This window comes from Rhodococcus sp. WS1 (assembly GCF_003797745.1).
Lineage (GTDB): Bacteria > Actinomycetota > Actinomycetes > Mycobacteriales > Mycobacteriaceae > Rhodococcus_F > Rhodococcus_F erythropolis.
In genome coordinates this window covers 1764910-1783535 of record NZ_RKLZ01000001.1, presented here as the reverse complement: position 1 = coordinate 1783535, position 18626 = coordinate 1764910, and the positions used below count along the sequence as shown (strand labels likewise).

18 protein-coding genes and 1 riboswitch are annotated in these 18626 nt (G+C 63.8%); of the genes, 13 read left to right on the top strand and 5 right to left on the bottom strand.

Annotation, left to right across the window (positions count from 1 at the left end):
- Positions 1-80 precede the first annotated feature (80 nt).
- From EEB12_RS08180 to EEB12_RS08155, 6 genes are all read left to right on the top strand, one after another.
- Positions 81-788, top strand: a complete 708-nt coding sequence (locus tag EEB12_RS08180) for a hypothetical protein (protein ID WP_019749508.1) — start codon at positions 81-83, stop codon at positions 786-788.
- Positions 788-1261, top strand: coding sequence for an RDD family protein (locus EEB12_RS08175; protein ID WP_019749509.1), 474 nt, complete (start codon positions 788-790; stop codon positions 1259-1261). The genes EEB12_RS08180 and EEB12_RS08175 overlap by 1 nt, the downstream gene beginning before the upstream one ends.
- Positions 1258-1605, top strand: coding sequence for a YidH family protein (locus tag EEB12_RS08170; RefSeq protein ID WP_019749510.1), 348 nt, complete (start codon positions 1258-1260; stop codon positions 1603-1605). The genes EEB12_RS08175 and EEB12_RS08170 overlap by 4 nt, the downstream gene beginning before the upstream one ends.
- Positions 1606-1713: 108 nt before the next feature.
- Positions 1714-2727, top strand: coding sequence for a glucose-6-phosphate dehydrogenase (coenzyme-F420) (fgd, locus tag EEB12_RS08165; protein ID WP_003944371.1), 1014 nt, complete (start codon positions 1714-1716; stop codon positions 2725-2727).
- 146 nt (positions 2728-2873) lie between these two features.
- Positions 2874-4952, top strand: a complete 2079-nt coding sequence (gene pta, locus EEB12_RS08160) for a phosphate acetyltransferase (RefSeq protein ID WP_141487608.1) — start codon at positions 2874-2876, stop codon at positions 4950-4952.
- Between the two features lie 2 nt (positions 4953-4954).
- Entirely contained in the window at positions 4955-6154 is a 1200-nt protein-coding gene (locus EEB12_RS08155; RefSeq protein ID WP_019749511.1) for an acetate kinase, read from the top strand.
- Positions 6155-6169: 15 nt separating this feature from the next.
- On the opposite strand, the gene EEB12_RS08150 is transcribed toward EEB12_RS08155, so the two are convergent.
- From EEB12_RS08150 to EEB12_RS08140, 3 genes are read right to left on the bottom strand one after another with little or no spacing between them, the layout of a single operon-like run.
- Positions 6170-8521 carry a serine/threonine-protein kinase gene (locus EEB12_RS08150; RefSeq protein ID WP_141487607.1) on the bottom strand — a complete coding sequence of 784 codons (2352 nt, stop codon included), beginning with the start codon at positions 8519-8521 and terminating at the stop codon, positions 6170-6172.
- A 7-nt stretch (positions 8522-8528) separates the two neighbouring features.
- Positions 8529-9515, bottom strand: coding sequence for a glutamate ABC transporter substrate-binding protein (locus tag EEB12_RS08145; protein ID WP_020968847.1), 987 nt, complete (start codon positions 9513-9515; stop codon positions 8529-8531).
- A 14-nt stretch (positions 9516-9529) separates the two neighbouring features.
- Positions 9530-10891, bottom strand: a complete 1362-nt coding sequence (locus tag EEB12_RS08140) for a hypothetical protein (protein ID WP_029254777.1) — start codon at positions 10889-10891, stop codon at positions 9530-9532.
- A 158-nt stretch (positions 10892-11049) separates the two neighbouring features.
- On the opposite strand from EEB12_RS08140, the gene EEB12_RS08135 reads away from it, so the two are divergent.
- Complete coding sequence (locus tag EEB12_RS08135) at positions 11050-11739, top strand: NUDIX hydrolase (RefSeq protein ID WP_141487606.1); 690 nt, start codon at positions 11050-11052, stop codon at positions 11737-11739.
- Between the two features lie 79 nt (positions 11740-11818).
- Here the strand turns inward: EEB12_RS08135 and EEB12_RS30765 are convergent, their stop codons facing one another.
- Both EEB12_RS30765 and thiE read right to left on the bottom strand, forming a co-directional pair.
- Entirely contained in the window at positions 11819-11950 is a 132-nt protein-coding gene (locus EEB12_RS30765; protein ID WP_003944354.1) for a hypothetical protein, read from the bottom strand.
- A 248-nt stretch (positions 11951-12198) separates the two neighbouring features.
- Positions 12199-12894 (bottom strand): thiamine phosphate synthase, encoded by a 696-nt coding sequence (gene thiE, locus EEB12_RS08130; protein ID WP_019749516.1) that lies wholly within the window; start codon positions 12892-12894, stop codon positions 12199-12201.
- Positions 12895-12920: 26 nt separating this feature from the next.
- Positions 12921-13067: riboswitch (TPP riboswitch) on the top strand.
- Here thiE and thiO point away from each other — a divergent pair.
- The 6 genes from thiO (at position 13067) to EEB12_RS08100 (ending at position 18579) form a co-directional block, all read left to right on the top strand.
- A complete protein-coding gene (gene thiO, locus EEB12_RS08125) occupies positions 13067-14146 on the top strand; it encodes a glycine oxidase ThiO (protein WP_141487605.1) in 1080 nt (359 codons plus the stop codon). Its footprint overlaps the riboswitch before it by 1 nt.
- Complete coding sequence (thiS, locus tag EEB12_RS08120) at positions 14143-14358, top strand: sulfur carrier protein ThiS (RefSeq protein WP_003944402.1); 216 nt, start codon at positions 14143-14145, stop codon at positions 14356-14358. Before thiO ends, thiS begins: the two co-directional genes overlap by 4 nt.
- Entirely contained in the window at positions 14351-15103 is a 753-nt protein-coding gene (locus tag EEB12_RS08115) for a thiazole synthase (protein WP_007726857.1), read from the top strand. The genes thiS and EEB12_RS08115 overlap by 8 nt, the downstream gene beginning before the upstream one ends.
- A gap of 129 nt (positions 15104-15232) precedes the next feature.
- Complete coding sequence (locus EEB12_RS08110) at positions 15233-16222, top strand: ABC transporter ATP-binding protein (protein WP_141487604.1); 990 nt, start codon at positions 15233-15235, stop codon at positions 16220-16222.
- Positions 16222-16992 (top strand): ABC transporter permease, encoded by a 771-nt coding sequence (locus EEB12_RS08105; RefSeq protein WP_019744508.1) that lies wholly within the window; start codon positions 16222-16224, stop codon positions 16990-16992. The genes EEB12_RS08110 and EEB12_RS08105 overlap by 1 nt, the downstream gene beginning before the upstream one ends.
- Before the next feature lie 132 nt (positions 16993-17124).
- On the top strand, positions 17125-18579 hold the full coding sequence (locus EEB12_RS08100; protein ID WP_019744507.1) for a M20/M25/M40 family metallo-hydrolase: 1455 nt from the start codon (positions 17125-17127) through the stop codon (positions 18577-18579).
- Positions 18580-18626 lie beyond the last annotated feature (47 nt).

The following is an 18626-nucleotide window of genomic DNA, read 5'->3' as shown; positions in this document are numbered from 1 at the left end:
TGCCTACCAACAGTGGCACAATGCGAAGGAGAGTGACGAATGTCCGGATAACAGTCCGGTAAGAAGATGGAGACAATTGCGTGGGATCGCAGTCGCATCACCCCGAATCCGACGTGATTCGGCTGGCCTTCGGGCTGGCCGCGATCACGGCTGGTGCGGCGCGCAGAACCGCTGGTCTCGCCATTGATTCGGTGCAGCGGATCCCCGTTGTCGGTGACGCACTCGACGACGCGATCACCCAGGTCGCCACCCGCGGCACGGAAGCGATTCGCTCGACAGCGGAATTTGCCGATTCCACGTTGAGAACGGTGATCAAAGCTGTCGTCGACGCTGCTCTTGCCGAAGTCGACATCACGAAGATCGTCGTGGACCACGTGGACATCGACAAGATCGCCGAGAACATCGACGTGGACAAGATTGCCGAACGGGTCTCGCTCGAACCGATCATCGATCGCGTCGACGTCGATGCGATCGCGAGCCGACTCGACGTCAAAGCAGTGATCGATCGCCTCGACCTCGACGGCATCGTCGACAGCGTCGACCTCGAGCGCCAGATCGACCGCGTCGACCTCCTCAAGATCGCCGACCAGGTCATCGAGGGTGTCGACCTCCCACAGATGATTCGTGAATCGACCGGTTCACTCTCCACCGAAGCCGTGCACGGGGCGCGCGTGCAGGGGATGCAGGCGGACGACGCTGTCGCCGGGTTCGTCGGACGATTGTTCGGCCGCGACAACGCACCACCCTCACACGAGCCGCATCCGGACACGAACGCAGGTGAACGCTAGTGGCCCAGGAGAATTCCGGCCCGGCCGGAATCGTCACCCGTGGCCTCGCCGGACTGATCGACCTGGGCGTCGTGCTGATCCTGATGGGTTCCGTGTACGTGGCCTTGGCCTTTGTTCGATTGCTCTTCTCGCCGCAGAGTTTCACGTTCTCGGAACCGGGAATCTTCCTGTCCACGACGGCATTTCTCGGCGTCTCGGTGGCCTACCTGACTGCCTGCTGGGCGACCACCGGCCGAACTGTCGGTTCCCTCGTGATGGGGTTGCGGGTGATCACGTCGGGTCACCGGTTGGTCCGTTGGCCGCTCGCCTTCATCCGTGCGGTGCTCTGTGTGCTCTTCGCCTTCGGATTGCTGTGGTCGGCGGTCGATCGACGGCGACGATCGTTGCAGGACATCGTTCTGCGCACCGAGGTCGTCTACGACTGGCGTCAGGACCCGGATCTGGTGGCACCCCACGGAGGCGAGCACGCATGAGTGAACCGAACCGCCCGGACGAGCGATTCACCCTTGCCAGCGAGCGCACCTTCCTCGCGTGGATGCGTAGCTCGCTTGCCCTGCTGGCGGGCGGCATTGCCGTCGTCCAGTTGGTCCCCGAGTGGAGTACAGGGTGGGTTCGCACGGCGCTCGGTCTGACGTTGATCGCACTCTCGGCAGCAGCCGCCCTCGTCGGTATGCGACGCTGGCTACAGGTGAAGAAGGCGCTCGAGGACGGAGCGGCGATGCCGGAACCGCATGCGCTGTGGCTGTTCGCACTGGCATTGGCCGGGGTTGCCGTCGCGGCCGGCGTGGCAACGGTGGTTACCAGCCTCGCTCGCTGAGATACCTCGCTGAGATACGCAGAGAAGTCCGAGCGGTGTCTGGATAGTCTGCAAAGAACGAGAAGCACGTCAGAGAAGTAAACGAAACAGACGACAAGGGAGTGCACGGTGGCGCAGGAACTCAAGCTCGGATACAAGGCATCGGCTGAGCAATTCGGCCCTCGCGAACTGGTAGAGCTGGCAGTTCTGGCAGAGCAGCACGGCATGGATTCCGTTGCGGTGAGCGATCATTTCCAGCCGTGGCGCCACAACGGTGGACACGCGCCGTTCTCGCTCGCCTGGATGACGGCCGTCGGTGAGCGCACCGAGCGCGTGCAGATCGGCACGTCCGTGATGACGCCGACGTTCCGCTACAACCCGGCGGTCATCGCTCAGGCGTTCGCGACGATGGGATGTCTCTACCCGGGGCGCATCATGCTCGGCGTCGGCAGCGGTGAGGCTCTCAACGAGATCGCCACCGGCTTCCAGGGCGAGTGGCCCGAGTTCAAGGAACGCTTCGCGCGCCTGCGTGAGTCGGTGCGGCTGATGCGTGAGCTGTGGCTGGGCGATCGTGTCGACTTCGAAGGCGAGTACTTCACCACTCGTGGCGCGTCGATCTACGACGTCCCCGAGGGTGGGATTCCCGTGTACATCGCGGCCGGTGGACCCGTTGTCGCCCGGTACGCGGGACGTGCCGGTGACGGCTTCATCTGCACTTCCGGCAAGGGCATGGAGCTCTACACCGAGAAGTTGCTTCCGGCGGTTGCCGAGGGCGCGGCCAAGGCCGAGCGCGACGTCGCCGACATCGACAAGATGATCGAGATCAAGATCAGCTACGACACCGATCCGGAGGCTGCACTCGAGAACACGCGTTTCTGGGCGCCGCTTTCCCTGACGCCGGAGCAGAAGCACAGCATCGAGGATCCGATCGAAATGGAAGCAGCTGCCGACGCTCTGCCCATCGAGCAGGTGGCCAAGCGCTGGATCGTCGCTTCCGATCCCGACGACGCCGTCGAGCAGGTCAAGGCCTACGTCGACGCCGGTCTCAATCACCTGGTGTTCCACGCACCGGGCCACGATCAGCGCCGCTTCCTCGAACTGTTCGAGCGTGACCTCGCGCCCCGCCTGCGTGCTCTGGGCTGATCCTCGAGATCAACTGAACGGTGTCTGCCACTCGACGTGTGGCAGGCACCGTTCGTCTTTCTCGTAGCGGCCGGTTGTCGGCTGCACCGTGAGCGTGACCACGATCAGTGGCAAGGTGGGCGGCGGCCCACACTAGGCTGTTGGGCATGCCAGAAGCGCCCGCTGCCGTGTCGAGTGTCTACGTCGCCTCCCCTGAAGGTGACACCGGAAAATCCACCATCGCGCTTGGCGTGCTGCAGATGTTGTGCGCGACTGTCGCCCGGGTCGGTGTCTTCCGCCCGATCGCCCGCTCGACCGAGGAAACCGACTACATCCTCGAACTGCTGCTAGAGCACACCACTGCCGATCTCTCCTACGCCGACGCACTCGGCGTCACCTACGAGCAAGTTCACGCCGATCCCGAAGCCGCACTGGCCGACATCGTCGCGAAGTACCACACCGTGGCCGAGCAGTGCGACGCCGTCGTGATCATCGGAAGTGACTACACCGACGTCGCAAGCCCCAGCGAATTGAGCTTCAACGCCCGCATCGCCGTGAACCTGGGAGCGCCGGTCCTGTTGGCGGTTCGAGGCGCTCGGCGCAGCGTCGAGGAGGTTGCTCAGCTCGCGCACCTGTGCGCCGCCGAGTTGGCCGCCAACCACGCTCACCTGCTCGCGGTCGTCGCCAATCGCTGCGATCCCGACAAGCTCGACGAGGTCACCGCAGCCCTGTCCGACATCGGAGTTCCGACGTGGAGCCTGCCGGAGATTCCGTTGCTCGTCTCACCCACGATGGCCGAGTTGATGGAGGCCACCGGCGGCGAGTTGTACTCGGGTGACCCGGAACTGCTGCACCGCGAGGCACTGAAGGTGATGGTGGGAGGCATGACCGCCGAGCACATCCTCGAGCGTCTGGTCGAGGGCATGGTCGTCATCGCCCCGGGTGACCGCTCGGATGTGCTGCTCGCGTTGCTCAATGCGCATGAGGCGGAAGGATTTCCGTCGCTCGCGGGCATCATCATGAATGGCGGGATCACGCCGCACCCGGCCATCGCGGCGTTGATGGCCGGCCTCAAACAGCGTCTTCCGATCCTCACGACAACCCTCGGCACTTTCGACACCGCAAGCGCTGCAGCCCAAACCCGCGGACGCGTGGCAGTCGGTTCGCAGCGAAAGGTCGACACTGCGCTGAGCTTGATGGAACAGCACGTCGACGCCGACGTCCTGATGGACCGACTGGCACTGCCGATTCCGTCGGTCGTGACCCCACAGATGTTCGAGTACAAGCTCATCGACCGCGCTCGACGCGATCGCAAGCACATCGTCCTCCCGGAGGGTGACGACGACCGGATCCTGCGCGCGGCCGGCCGGCTGCTGCAGCGCCAGGTTGCCGACCTGACGATCCTCGGCGACGAACCCAGTGTGCGTCGACGCGCAGCGGAACTCGGCGTGGACATCAGCGGCGCGCAGGTCCTCGCGCCCGCGCAGTCCGAGTACACCGAGCGCTTCGCACAGGAATACACCGCGCTGCGGGCGCACAAGGGCATGACCATCGAGCGGGCACGCGAGGTGATCGCCGACATCTCGTACTTCGGAACGATGATGGTGCACTTGGGTATTGCCGACGGCATGGTCTCCGGTGCCGCCCACACCACCGCTCACACGATCCGGCCCTCGTTCGAGATCATCAAGACGGCCCCCGGAGTTTCGACGGTTTCGAGCATCTTCCTGATGTGCCTGGCCGACCGCGTTCTCTCCTACGGTGACTGCGCCGTGGTTCCGGACCCGACGTCGGAGCAGTTGGCGGACATCGCGATCTCGTCCGCTCAGACGGCGTCGCAGTTCGGTATCGATCCGCGCATTGCGATGCTCTCGTACTCCACCGGCGATTCGGGCAGTGGAGCCGACGTCGACAAGGTTCGCACCGCGACCGCTTTGGTGCGCGAGCGCCGACCGGACCTGTTGGTGGAAGGGCCCATTCAGTACGACGCGGCCGTCGAGCAGAGTGTCGCTGACAAGAAGATGCCGGATTCTCTGGTGGCGGGCAAGGCCACGGTGTTCGTGTTCCCGGACTTGAACACCGGCAACAACACCTACAAGGCAGTGCAGCGTAGCGCCGGCGCTATCGCCGTCGGCCCGGTTCTGCAGGGACTGAACAAGCCGGTCAACGATCTCTCGCGTGGAGCGTTGGTCCAGGACATCGTCAACACCGTGGCTATCACGGCAATACAGGCACAGGGAGCGTAAGCGTGAGCGACGGCACCGTACTGGTCATCAATTCCGGCTCGTCATCGATCAAATTTCAACTCGTGCATCCGGATACAGCGGAATCGGTAGCGCACGGCCTCATCGAGCGCATCGGTGAACCCGACGGCCACATCGTCTACAACCACCGCACCGGAGTCGAAGACCGCAGCCTCCCCATCGCCGATCACCGTGCGGGACTGAAGATGGTGCTCGACATCGTCGCCGAGGTCGGACGGCCGCTGAGCGAGGCAGGAATCATCGCCGTCGGTCACCGAGTCGTGCACGGTGGTGACATCTTCTACTCGCCGACGCTCATCGACGACGGCGTCGTGAAAGCCATCGAGGATTTGTCGAACCTTGCGCCGCTGCACAATCCCGCCAACGTGATCGGTATCGAGGTGGCGCGCGAAGAACTGCCAGACGTTCCGCACGTAGCAGTGTTCGACACTGCCTTCTTTCACACGCTGCCCGCCGCAGCGTCGACCTACGCGATCGATCGGGATGTGGCCAAGGCCAACCAGATTCGTCGATACGGCTTCCACGGGACCTCACACGAATACGTGTCGGGACGAGTCGCGGACTTCCTCGGCAAGGATCCGGCCGAGCTGAATCAGATCGTTCTGCACCTCGGAAACGGCGCTTCGGCCTCGGCAATCAAGGGCGGCAAGGCTATCGACACCACGATGGGCCTCACCCCGCTCGAGGGTCTTGTCATGGGCACCCGCAGCGGCGACATCGACCCAGGCATCATCTTGCACCTCAATCGCAACTCGGGAATGAAGGTCGACGAGATCGACGACCTCCTCAACCGTCGTTCCGGTTTGAAGGGACTGTCGGGAGTCAACGATTTCCGTGCCCTGCTCGCACTGATCGAGGGCGGCGACGAAGACGCACAACTTGCCTACGACGTCTACGTACACATGCTCCGTAAGTACATCGGCGCCTTCATCGTTCAACTCGGTGGCGTCGACGTCATCACCTTCACCGGCGGTGTTGGCGAGAACAACATCGACGTACGACGCGACAGCCTGGCCGGCCTCTCCCGTCTCGGAATCGAGGTCGACCCGGCTCTCAACGAGGCGAAGAGCCGCGACGAGCGTCGTATCTCCGCATCCACGTCGGCCGTCGAGGTGCTGGTGGTCCCCACCAACGAGGAGTTGGCGATCGCCCGCGCGGCGAAGGCTTTGGTGGCCGCGCTGTAAATCTCGGGGAGCGCGTCAGAAATTGCTGCGCGGACGCACCGCGTTCGCCCGGTCCACGAGGGCGTAGCGGTGCGTGCGGGAGGTCGTGGCGCGGGCGAGGGCGCGAAGGCAGGCTTCGGCTCCGGTGCGCAGACCCTGCTCGGTGAATGGCAGGTCGAGGATGGGTTCGAGTTCGGTGTGCGAGCGGTTTCCGTAGCGAATCCAATCGAGTGCCGTACCCAACACCAGGGTTCGCATCTGCAGACTTCGGCTCTCCTCGGCCGGTAGCGCGCGAACGCGACGGGCGGCTTCCCTCAGAGTCGATTCGTCGAGTTCGGCGATCGGAACGCCGGACAGCATCGTCAGAGCGCTCGACATCCGTGCGACGTTGTAGTGCCGGGAAGACGTGGGAACTTCGTCGAGGGCGGCGATGGCTGCCTTCTTGTTGCCGTGATCGGCGAGTTGTCTGGCGAGCCCGAATGCTGCGCTGACGTAGTTCCGTTCGGTCCGCCAGACGGTGCGGTAGTACTTCTCCGAGAAGCGGCACCATTGGTCCGGGTCGTCGCTCTCCCAATGCTGGAGGATCAGTTCTGCTGTCGCCGCCAACGCGAGTTTGGGTGCAGCCTCGCCCGGCAGAGCCGTCAGGACGGTCTCGAAATGACTGAAGGCGGGCTCGAATCGGTCCAGTTGCAACGCTGCAAGCCCTCGATACCACTCGATCTTCCAGTGATCACCGATGCTCTGCTGGAGTTCGTCCAGAACACTCAGCGCGGTCTCCGGATCGCCGAGATCGAGATGAGCCTTGGCCTCGGCCAGTCGGACCTCGCCGGAGATGGCGGCCGCCGGTGTGCCTGACGTTCGGTCGATTCCGTTCTCGCGGGCGTGTTTCAACGCATCGAGAGTCTGAGACGGTTCGCTGTGCACCGCTGCCGCCAGCAACGGCGCGCTGGGATCGGTGGGGTCGACCAACGGGATGGGAAGTGCGTGCGCAACTTCGCGCGGATCGAGAGCAGCGTCGTGGCTGATACCGTCGACGTACACATCGGTTTGCCCGACCAATTCGTCGGTGCCGAAAGACGTTCGCTGCCTGCTGAACACGAGCGAGAGCCCAGGATTCTCCTGCCCGGTCTGCTCCGCGAGGATTTCTCGCAGAACGCCGGTGAGTTGGCCCGCGATCTCCTCGGCCGACTGGAAACGCTTTTTCGGATCCGGGTCGGTGGCGCGCAGCAGCAGGCGGTGGAAGAACTCGTTGTCGCGCAGTAGTGGCTCGTCCTCGGGTTCGGGAAGGCCGTCGAGGTACCGTCCGTGCTTCGAGGGCATGTCGAGGGTGAGAACCGCGAGTGTTCTTCCGACGGTGAAGATGTCGGAGGCGATGGTCGGGCCGGTCTCGATGATCTCCGGCGCTTGATAGCCGGCAGTGCCGTACAGGTATCCGTAGTCTTCGATCCCGGATACGGCGCCGAGGTCGATCAGCTTCAGTTGGTCCTCGGTGACCATCACGTTCTCGGGTTTGAGGTCGTTGTACGCCAGGCCGGTGGAATGCAGATAGCTCAACGCCGGAAGGATTTCCAGTACGTAGCCGATTGCCTGCTCGATCGGCATGTGCTTGCCGTCCGGGAATTCGGCCAGCACCTCGCGCAATGATCGCCCGCCCACGTACTCCATGACGATGTACCCCATGGGTGTCCCGTCCGGGCGCGGATGCTCGACGAAGTTGAAGATCTTGACGATGCTGGGGTTGGCGACCTCGGCGAGGAACTGACGCTCGGCCACCGCAACGGCTTGCGCTTCGGAATCACCGAAATGCAAGAGTCCCTTGAGAACTACCCACCTGTCGCTGACATTACGATCGATCGCGAGGTAGATCCATCCGAGGCCGCCGTGCGCGATGGGCCCTTGAACCTCGTACTGACCTGATACCAATTCGCCCTCTTCGAGGAGTGGGCGGAAGTCGAAAGTGGAACCGCACTTGGGGCAGATGCCGTGCTGAGTTGCCTTGGTGCTTGCGCTCTTACGGCCGACCGGTTCGTTGCATTTCCAACAGAACCGTTTGCGCTCGGGGACCGTCGGGTCACTCATCACCGCAGATGCGGGGTCGATCTGCGGGACGGGGGGAACTTCGACCAGGCCGCCGCCGAGGCGCAGCTTTCGTCCCGACCGGCTGCGGCGGGATCGAGTGGAGCGGCCGGTAGGGGAGGAGGATGCGGACGGCGTGGTTCCTCGTATCTGGGCCGAGGTCGGTTCGAGGCGCTCGTAGGCGCCGGTGGCTTCGGGGCGTACGGAGGCTTGCGTGGAGTCAGGCTCGCGGTGAACCGCCTGCGTGGAGTCAGGCTCGGGGCGTACGGAGGCTTGCGTGGCGTCGGGCTCGGGGCCGGATTCTTCGGTCATGTCAGCCTCAATCCCGGTAGACGGCCGGCGGGGGACCGGGTGACGGACCGAGGACGCTGAGCCAACGGTCGTAGATACGGTTCCAGGTCCCGTCACCCCGGATTCGCTCGAGGGTTCCGTTGACGAATCGGACCAAGTCGGGGTTGTCCTTGTTCACTCCGATTCCGTAGGGTTCGACGCCCAGTGAACCACCGACCATCATGAGATACGGGTCTTGCGAGGCGAGGCCCGCGAGGATCGTGTCGTCGGTGCTGATCGCGTCCACCTGCCCCTGCTGGAGGACGACGAGGCAGTCGGACCACATCGGGACGGTCACGACGGTGGCTTCGGGTTGGAGCTCCTGGATTCGCGTAGCCGACGTCGTTCCCCGGGCAGCGCAGACTCGCTTGCCTGCGAGATCGGCGATGCCGCGTACCGGTGAACCCTGCAGGACCTGAATTCGTTGCTCGGCGGAGAAGTACTGCGTCGAGAAGTCGACCTTCTCGCGCCGCTCGCACGTGATGGTCATGGTTTTGACGACCACGTCGACCATGGATTCCTGGAGTGCGGCGATCCGATCGTCCGAGGTCAGGATTCGGTACTCGATCTTCTCCGGGTCGCCGAGCAGATCGCGGGCGATCTCGCGGGCGATGTCCACGTCGAAGCCTTCGAGGCGTCCGGTCGCCGGATCGCGAAAGCTCATGAGGTTGGAACCGGTGTCCAGGCCCACGATCAGCCGCCCGCGGGCGCGGATGGCGTCGAGGCTCGGCGTGGGTGGCTGCGGAGATGCGTCTGCGGGTGTGGGGCGCAGGCTCGCAGTGAGGTTGGTGCACGACGCGGTAGTCGTCGGTGTCGGACTGGGCGCGATGGTGGCCTCGGCCGGCAGCGGCGGTTCCGTGTACGACGTGGCGGCCGCGTTGTTCAGGTCTTCGGCTCGATCTGCACCGCAACCGGCGAGCGCCAGCACGGACGCTGCCAGAACCGCGACGCACACGGCCGGGAGCTTCCTCCGCATCTCCGGTACTCCCGTCACTGATACTCCCGCAGTCGGGGCCAGAACCCGATGAAGATTCCGGCAACTCCGAGAACTGCCAATACAGTCATGCCCGGTGCAGAGGCAGCCAACACACGTGAGGCGTACGAGACGTCGGACCGAAGATTTGTGCGCGAATCCACGATTCCTTGCCAGAGTTCGTGATCGAGCTTTCCGTATTCCGCGGCCGAATCCTGTTCTCCGGAGCCGATGGTGATGGCGGCAGCGGAAGTGAAGTCGCCGGTCCCGAGACGGTCGTACATGCGCGTGTGCGCAGCCACCCATTGCTCGCGCGAATCCAGTGCGGCGGTCAGCACCTCGTTGTTCACTCGGGCGCGTTCGTCGCTGCGTAGGCCCTCGAGGATGTCGCGCAGGGCGTCGACCTTGCGAGTGAACGTCACGTTGTCCTCGGCAGTTGAATCCCGTCTCGCCAACGTGAGGGTTTCGACGGTACGTGCCTGCTGTGCCATGATCCGGGCCTCGGTCAGTTCGTGCAGTGGCTCGGCGCCCGCGTCGAGTGCACGTCCGGTGGCAAGTGCGGACACCAGTCCGACGGTGAGCAGCCACAGCAGCGCAGCCGCGACGGCGAGCGAGGCAAGGATCAACCCGAGATTGAAGCGTCGGCGACTCTTGCGGGAGAAGTACACCTGTGTTGCCACCAGCGCGCACAACACGAGGACGAATGCCACGATCGGCCACCACGGTGGAGTCTCGAAATCGCGCTGTACCTGCGAGACCAGGGTCTCCTGCGAGGCGTGCAGTTGCTGAGCCATCGGCAGCAGCGAGGTCTGCATCAACTGCGAGGCCTCGCTCAAATATGCTGCCCCGACCGGGTTTCCGACGCGATTGTTCGCCCGTGCAGTTTCGACCAGCCCGGTGTAGACGGAGAGGTCGGTCGAGATGGTGGTCAACGCGCTGTGCCCGGCAAGATCAGTCGAGTCGAGACCGGCCGACGCCTGGACGATCTCCGCCGACGCCTCACCGATCGACTGCGTGTATCGGTCGCGTACTTCGGCGGGTTCGAGGCCGCCGGAGATGAAGGCGGTGGCCGCGGCGGCGTCTGCCAAAGACAACGCGCTGTAGAGGTTCTGGGCCGAGTTGGCGAGAGGTTCGGTTTCGACGAGGAGGAGGTCGAGGTTCGCCTGTCGGTTCTCGATCGCTGCGGTGGCGAGGAGTCCGGCGATCAAGGTGATCGCAATCAAGATCACTCCGACGACGGTCAACCGGCCAGGCGTCGAGGACATGAATGCCTGGAGTTCGCGCCGCAGAAGTGCTCGCTCGTCCTCCGCCGATACCGAAGTGCCCTCGGAGGGCGGCAGCGACCGGGGTTCGATGGACGGGACGACACGGTCGACCATCGAGCACCTCACTTCGCTGTAGGCGGGCTACCGAGAAATGATGCCGCCGAGAAATGATTCAGGGCATCTTCGCGAGCATATAAGCATCACCTACACCTGGAGCAGTTTGAAACGGTTAGTGTGGGACAACGGCGAGAGCAGGCGGAGCGAGGTAGTCGATGCGTGGTGACGGTGACGGTTGGTCGATCGGACCGGACGGTACTCGGCATTGGGGTAAACACGGAGCCGCTGGACTGCTTCTGCGCGCCCCCGATTCGGACGGATCGCCCCTGGTCTTGCTGCAGCATCGTGCGGCGTGGAGCCATCAAGGTGGTACCTGGGCATTGCCCGGTGGAGCACGGGACTCACACGAAAGCACGACGCACGCCGCTGTCCGGGAGGCACACGAAGAAGCCGGAATCGCCGAAGACGCCGTTCGCGTCCGCGGTGAGGTAGTGACGATGCACGCGGAGAGCGGGTGGACCTACACCACCGTCGTGGCTGATGCGGCACATCCACTGTCGACGGTTGCCAACGGTGAGAGCACCGAGTTGCGGTGGGTGCGTGAAGCCGACGTCGATTCGCTGCCATTGCATCCGGGATTCGGTTCCTCGTGGCCCGAGCTCCGGACTGCGCCTGTACCAGCCGAGACTGAAGACCTACAGGCCGGCGACCCACACACCGTCGTACTCGAAGACGGTGGCTTCGGATGGTTGTCGGTCAGCTCGCACCAAGGCAGTTCCCACCAAGGCAGTTCCCACCAAGGCAGTTCCCACCAAGGCAGTTCCCACCAAGGCAGTTCCCACCAAGGCAGTGAGCAGTCAGGCAGTGACCAGAACCTGTCCGAGGCGTCGAGTACGCAGTCTTAACAGGGCATATACAGCAGAAGGGCCGGACTCCTCAGGAGTCCGGCCCTTCTGTGTTTCGGTCTCCCGACCGAAACGAGGCTCAGCTGAGCGAGTTCAGCGCCGTGATGAAGCTGACCGCGGTGATACCGAGCTTGAGCAGCTCGCTGATCTTGCCGAGGTTCAGGTCTTCGAGCGATTCGGTGCTGAGCGAGCCGGTGTCGAGGGATCCCATTTAGTGCTCCTAGGTTCAGTTAGTAACTGGAGGTAAACTACAACAAACCGAATGGGATGTGACACGCAATCGAAACAACTGTGATCAAGATCACGTAATCCGACTTTTCGGACATCCAATCGCACCTAGGAACTGGGGGTTTGTTGTCTGATCGGACAACTTCCGTTCATGTTTCGAGTCGGGCGTGCTGACCCGTAACTGTGTGGAAATCGCCCGGCAAACAGTTGACGGTCGCCAGTTACCGGTTTTCAGCGTCCAGCGACGGCCGCGGCGAGGCGCTGCGCAGCCGCCTGCGGATCCGACGCCTGCGTGATTGCACGCACGACGACGATGCGCGTGGCACCGGCATCGAGCAGCTCCGGCAGGCGTTCCTCGTCGATGCCGCCGATTGCGAACCAGGGGCGCGGCGGTGCGGCGTCGGCGGTCGATCGAACCAGTTCCAGACCGGACGCACTTCGATTCGGTTTGGTCGGTGTCGCCCAGACCGGCCCGGTGCAGAAGTAGTCGACGCCCTCTTCGATTGCGGCCAGACTCGCCTGCGCGCGACTACTCGTCGAACGCCCGATGACGACGTCTTCACCGACAACGGTTCGTGCGTAGGGGACGGGAATGTCGTTCTGCCCGAGGTGGAGGATGTCGGCACCGGAAGCCATCGCGAGATCCGCGCGATCGTTCACGGCCAACAATGCGCCGTGGCGTCGCGCTGCGGCCGCGAGAATGCCCAGTGCTACCAGTTCGTCCTTGGCCTCGAGCGGGCCGAACTCGCGCTCACCGGCAGAGCCCTTGTCACGCAATTGAATGATGTCGACTCCGCCGGACAATGCTGCCTCGGCGAACTGCGCGAGGTCGCCTTTCTCGCGGCGCGCGTCGGTGCACAGGTACAGCCGTGCTGCTGCCAGGCGCTCGCGCCGGTCGATGACGTTACTGGGATGTGTGGGGTGCACGGAGCAAACGGTAGCCTCTAGGGAGCAAGGTTCGACACGGGAGTCCTGAAACGTCGCCGTCACTTTTTGTCGTGACTGCGAGGTTCGTGGGGCTGAGAGGGGATCGCGACCAGATCCCGACCGTCAGACCTGACCCGGATCATGCCGGCGCAGGAAGTGGAGGTGGAGTTTCGTGAGTACACACGCTCGTACGGTGTCGGTTGTCGGTGGCGGTGTCATCGGTCTCGCCATTGCGTGGCGAGCAGCCCGCGACGGGTGGTCCGTTCGGTTGTACGACCCGTCCATTGGATCAGGTGCTTCGTGGGTGGCAGGCGGAATGCTCGCCCCGCTTTCCGAAGGCTGGCCGGGTGAAGAGACAGCGTTGACGGTTGGTGCAGCGTCCCTGGAACGGTGGCCGACGTTCGGTGAGGAGCTCGGAGAGTTCGGGCCATCGGTCTTCACCGCGGACAGTTCGCTGACGGTTGCACTCGATGCGGCCGACGCGCAGGACCTGCAGACCATCGCCGAGTGGGTGACCGCGCAGGGCCATGAACTCGAAGTTCTCGGTCGCGCCCGCATCCGCGAACTCGAACCGATGCTCGGCCGGGGCATCCGGTCGGGACTGATGGCTGTCGGTGAGTCCGCCGTCGACAACAGACTTCTGCTGGACGCGTTGCAGAAGGCCTGTGCGGAATCCGGCGTCGAATTGATCGCGCGTGCCGTCAACGACCTCGCCGAACTCGATACCGATCAGATCGTGCTCACCGCCGGTATCGCGTCACCCAAGCTGTGGCCCGGGTTACCGGTACGCCCGGTCAAGGGCGAAATCCTTCGCCTGCGGAGTAGGCCTGGAGTCACCCCGGCGCCCAGCCGCACCATCCGCGGAAGCGTCCACGGGCGGCCCGCCTACCTCGTCCCGCGCGGTGACGGAATCGTCGTCGGCGCAACACAATACGAGTCCGGTGAGGACACACAGGTCACGATGGCCGGAGTACGGGACCTGATCAACGACGCCGAGGCACTGATGCCGGCGATCGGCGAATACGAACTGTACGAATGCGCGGCAGGCCTGCGTCCCATGACGCCGGACAACCTGCCCTTGATCGGGCGCGTGTCCGATCGTGTTGTCGTCTCCACCGGACACGGACGCAACGGTGTCCTGCTGACGCCCGTCACCGCCGATGCGACGGTCGCGTTGCTGAACGGCACATCTTTGGTCGAGGTAAAAGGAACCGAACCCGAGCGGTTCGCAGTAGTTAAGGAAAATTCATGAGTGAGCAGGTCCCGATCGGGATCACCGTCAACGGCGAAGATCTCGAGTTCGATCGAGCAGTCACGGTGACCGAGCTACTGACGCACCTCGAGTTGCCGAGCAAGGGTATCGCCGTCGCCGTCGACGGTGCGCTCTTTCCTCGCGGGCGTTGGGACGAATCCGTCGGACGTGGTTGGGAAATCGAGATCCTCACGGCGGTGCAGGGTGGCTGAGCAGGACCTTCTCACTATCGCTGGCCGCAGCTTCGGTTCCCGGCTCATCACCGGAACAGGCGGCGCCGCCAACCTTGCGGTGCTCGAGGAAGCGCTCGTCGCCTCCGGCACCGAACTGACCACCGTCGCGATGCGGCGAGTCGACGCGGCCGGCGGCACCGGCGTTCTGGACCTGCTTCGTCGCCTCGGAATCGAACCGTTGCCGAACACCGCCGGGTGTCGGGGCGCCGCCGAAGCGGTCCTGACGGCGCAGTTGGCACGCGAAGCGCTCGAGACGAACTGGGTCAAACTCGAAGTCATAGCCGACGAGCGGACACTGCTGCCCGACGCAATCGAACTCGTCTCCGCCGCAGAACAATTGGTGGACGACGGATTCACCGTTCTGCCGTACACGACGGACGATCCGGTGCTGGCGCTTCGCCTCGAAGAGGTCGGCTGCGCCGCGGTCATGCCGCTCGGTTCACCCATCGGCACCGGGCTTGGTATCGCGAATCCGCACAACATCGAGATGATCGTCGAGCGCGCCGGGGTGCCCGTCATCCTCGACGCCGGGATCGGAACGGCCAGCGACGCCACCCTTGCCATGGAGTTGGGCTGCGACGCGGTCCTACTTGCGACAGCGGTGACGCGGGCCAAGAATCCCGCGCTGATGGCGTCGGCGATGCGTCACGCTGTCGTGGCAGGTTTCGAGGCGCGGCACGCCGGCCGGATCCCCAAGCGATTCTGGGCTCAAGCGTCGTCCTGAGGGACGAGATCCGGGTGATTTCTCGGGGTTCTGCCCAAATTGCCCGGACTCATGTCCTACCTGAGTACCACTCGGAACTAGACCTGTGGCCGATGTGCTGGTCATTGTCGGTAGGGCAGAGTTCTCCTCATGATTGAACTGAGGGGATTGACCAAGGTTTACGGACCGACGAAAGCGGTGGACGATTTGTCGTTCACGGTCAAACCGGGCATCGTAACGGGCTTCCTGGGCCCGAACGGTGCGGGTAAGTCGACGACGATGCGGATGATCCTGGGTTTGGATCAGCCGACGTCGGGTGCGGCGTTGATCGACGGCAAGCCGTACCGCGAGCTCAAGACGCCGCTGCGGACTGTCGGCGCGTTGTTGGATGCGAAGTGGGTGCACCCCAATCGCAGTGCGCGGGCGCATCTGCAGTGGATGGCCGCTTCGAACGGGATCCCGAAGTCCCGCGTCGACGAGGTGCTCGGGTTGGTCGGATTGTCCGAGGTGGCGGGCAAGAAGGCCGGCGGGTTCTCGCTCGGTATGTCGCAGCGTCTCGGGTTGGCGGGTGCGTTGTTGGGCGATCCGAAGGTGCTGTTGTTCGACGAGCCGGTCAACGGTCTCGATCCGGAGGGCATCGTCTGGATTCGTAAGTTCATGCAGCGGTTGGCGGCCGAGGGCCGCACGGTGCTGGTGTCGAGTCACCTTCTCTCGGAGATGGCGTTGACGGCGGAGCAGTTGGTGGTGATCGGCCGGGGTCGGTTGATCTCGGATTCGACGGTCGCGGAGTTCGTGGATCGCTCGTCGGAGTCGACGGTGCGGGTGCGCAGTCCTCAGCTCGATGCGTTGCGCAGTGTGTTGCTCTCGCAGGGGTTGACGGTGCGTGAGGACGGTTCCGGTGTTGCGCCGGCGTTGGTGGTCGTGGATTCGACCACTGATGTGATCGGTGGTTTGGCTGGTTCGCAGGGAATCGTGTTGCACGAGTTGGCGTCCCAGCAGGGTTCGCTCGAGGATGCGTTCATGAAGTTGACCGGAGACGATGTCCAGTACCACGCGTCCGGTATCGATCCGGGTGCTGGTGCACACCATGCAAATACGCAGCAGGCAAACACACAGCAGGCTATGGGAGGTGCACTGTAATGGCTGTTCTCAGTGCTGAACGTATCAAGATCACCACGACCAAGTCGCCGCTCTGGTGCTCGGTCATCATCGTGGTGCTCGCACTCGGCTTCGCGGCCATCATGGGCGCGGTTGCCAAGTCGGCTTTGACGTCCTCCGATGTCCAGGGAGCACCGGACCTCGACACCGCCGTTGCCACGGCCGGCATCTCGGGTTTCGGAATCATGGTTCTCATGATCATGGCGGCCCTCGCGGTCACCAGTGAGTACCGCTTCGGGACCATCCGCACCACGTTCCAGGCAGTTCCGAACCGTGCCTCGGTTCTCATCGCCAAAGCCGGCCTCATCGGTGCCTTCGGCGCGGTGCTGACGTTTGTCCTCGCTTTCGGGTCCTATGCGGTGGCCAAAGCCATGGCCGGTACCGAGGCCAGCACGGGCCTGACCCTGTCGACCGGCGATGACTGGCGTGCGATTTACGGCATCCCGGTGTACGCCTTCCTCTGCGTGATTCTTGCTGTCGGCGTCGGATCGATCATCCGCCAGTCGGCGGGCGCTATTGCGTTGCTCCTGCTCTGGCCGCTGCTCATCGAGAGCCTGTTCGGACTGTTCGGCAGTGTCGGCGAGAAGATCACCCCGTTCCTGCCGTTCGCGAATGCAAACCACTTCCTCAGCCCTGGCGGCGGAAGCCTTGATTTCCACTGGGGACCCTGGGGCAGCCTGATCTACTTCGCGGCCTTCGTTCTGGTGATTTTCGGAGCAAGTATTGTCATCGTGAATCGTCGCGACGCCTGATCTTGTCGCTCCCTCGGTAGGTGTTGTCGGGAGACCTACCGAGAACGCGGAGTGACAGCAGAGTAGGGACCCAGTACGAAAAACCATTCGTACTGGGTCCCTTTCCTGTGCTCCGGCCGATATCCTCCGAAGATGAGACTCTTCGGTGTGGTTGTGGTCGGAATGGCTGGAGCACTCGTGGTGAGTGGATGCTCGTCGTCGGGAAGTGAAGCAGCCGTCCCGGCAGATCCGGTGGCATTCGCCGAGACCGTCACGGTCGACGCCGTGACCGGGCATCTGGAGCAACTCGAGAAGATCGCCGGTAACAACGACGGCAATCGATCGGCCGGAACCCCCGGCTACGACGCCAGTGTCGACTACGTGGCAAACCTGCTCGAAGACAAGGGCTTCGACGTCAGTACCCCGGAATTCGACTTCAGCTCCTTCGATCCCGGCACCGAATCCCTGAAAGCTACTGACGGCTCCGATGTTCCGGTGCGGGCGTTGACATATTCCCCCTCCACGGGACCGACCGGAATCACGGCACGCCTGGTGGTGATTCCCGCCGACGAGACACCAGGTTGCGAGGCCACCGACTACGACGGCCGTGACGTGAATGGTGCAATCGTGCTGGTCACCCGCGGAGTGTGCCCGTTCGGCGACAAGCAGAAGATCGCCGCTGACCGCGGCGCGGCAGCGTTGTTGGTTGCCAACAACGAGGACGCGATGCTGGGCGGGGCAACCTTGGGTGAACCCGAAGACGCCCGCATCCCGACCGGCGGGGTGAGCAAGGCGTCGGGCGAGGCTCTTGCCGTAGCGCCCGGAGACCTCACGCTGATTCTCGACACGTCGACGGAAACGACGAAGTCGCGCAACGTGATTGCACAGACCAAGACCGGCGCGACCGACAACGTGGTTGTCGTGGGCGCCCACCTGGACAGTGTGCCGGAAGGTCCCGGAATCAACGACAACGGAAGCGGCACCGCAGCCGTGCTGGAAACCGCGCTGCAGATGGGAAGCTCACCGAGCATCGAGAATGCCGTGCGTTTCGCGTTCTGGGGAGCGGAAGAAGTGGGATTGGTCGGCTCCACCCGCTACGTGGAAGGTCTGAGCGATCAGGAACGGGCCGACATCGCCCTGTATCTGAATTTCGACATGCTCGGTTCGCCCAATGCCGGATACCTGGCTTACGACGGTGACAACTCGGATGCCGTCGGGGAGGGGCCAGGGCCCGAGGGGTCGGCGGGCATCGAGCGCACCTTCGTCGATTTTCTCGCCGGGCGAGGGATTGCGGCGGACGGAACGGACTTCGACGGGCGTTCCGACTACGGCCCGTTCATCGAGATCGGAATCCCGGCGGGCGGAGTGTTCAGCGGCGCGGACGAACGCAAGACGCCGGCTCAGGCCGAGAAGTGGGGCGGCGAAGCGGAGGAGACCTTCGACCCGAACTACCACAGTGCCCAGGACAACCTCGCGAACATCGATCGCGAAGCGCTCGCGGCCAACGCTTCTGCAGTAGCCTTCGGAGTTGCGACGTATGCCCAGGATTTGAGCGGGCCGAACGGCGTTCCCGTCGGCGATGCTCGAACGCAGGCCAGAACCGAATGATCGACTGACCGAATGATCGACTGTGCGAGCGACCAGGAGGCCACTGT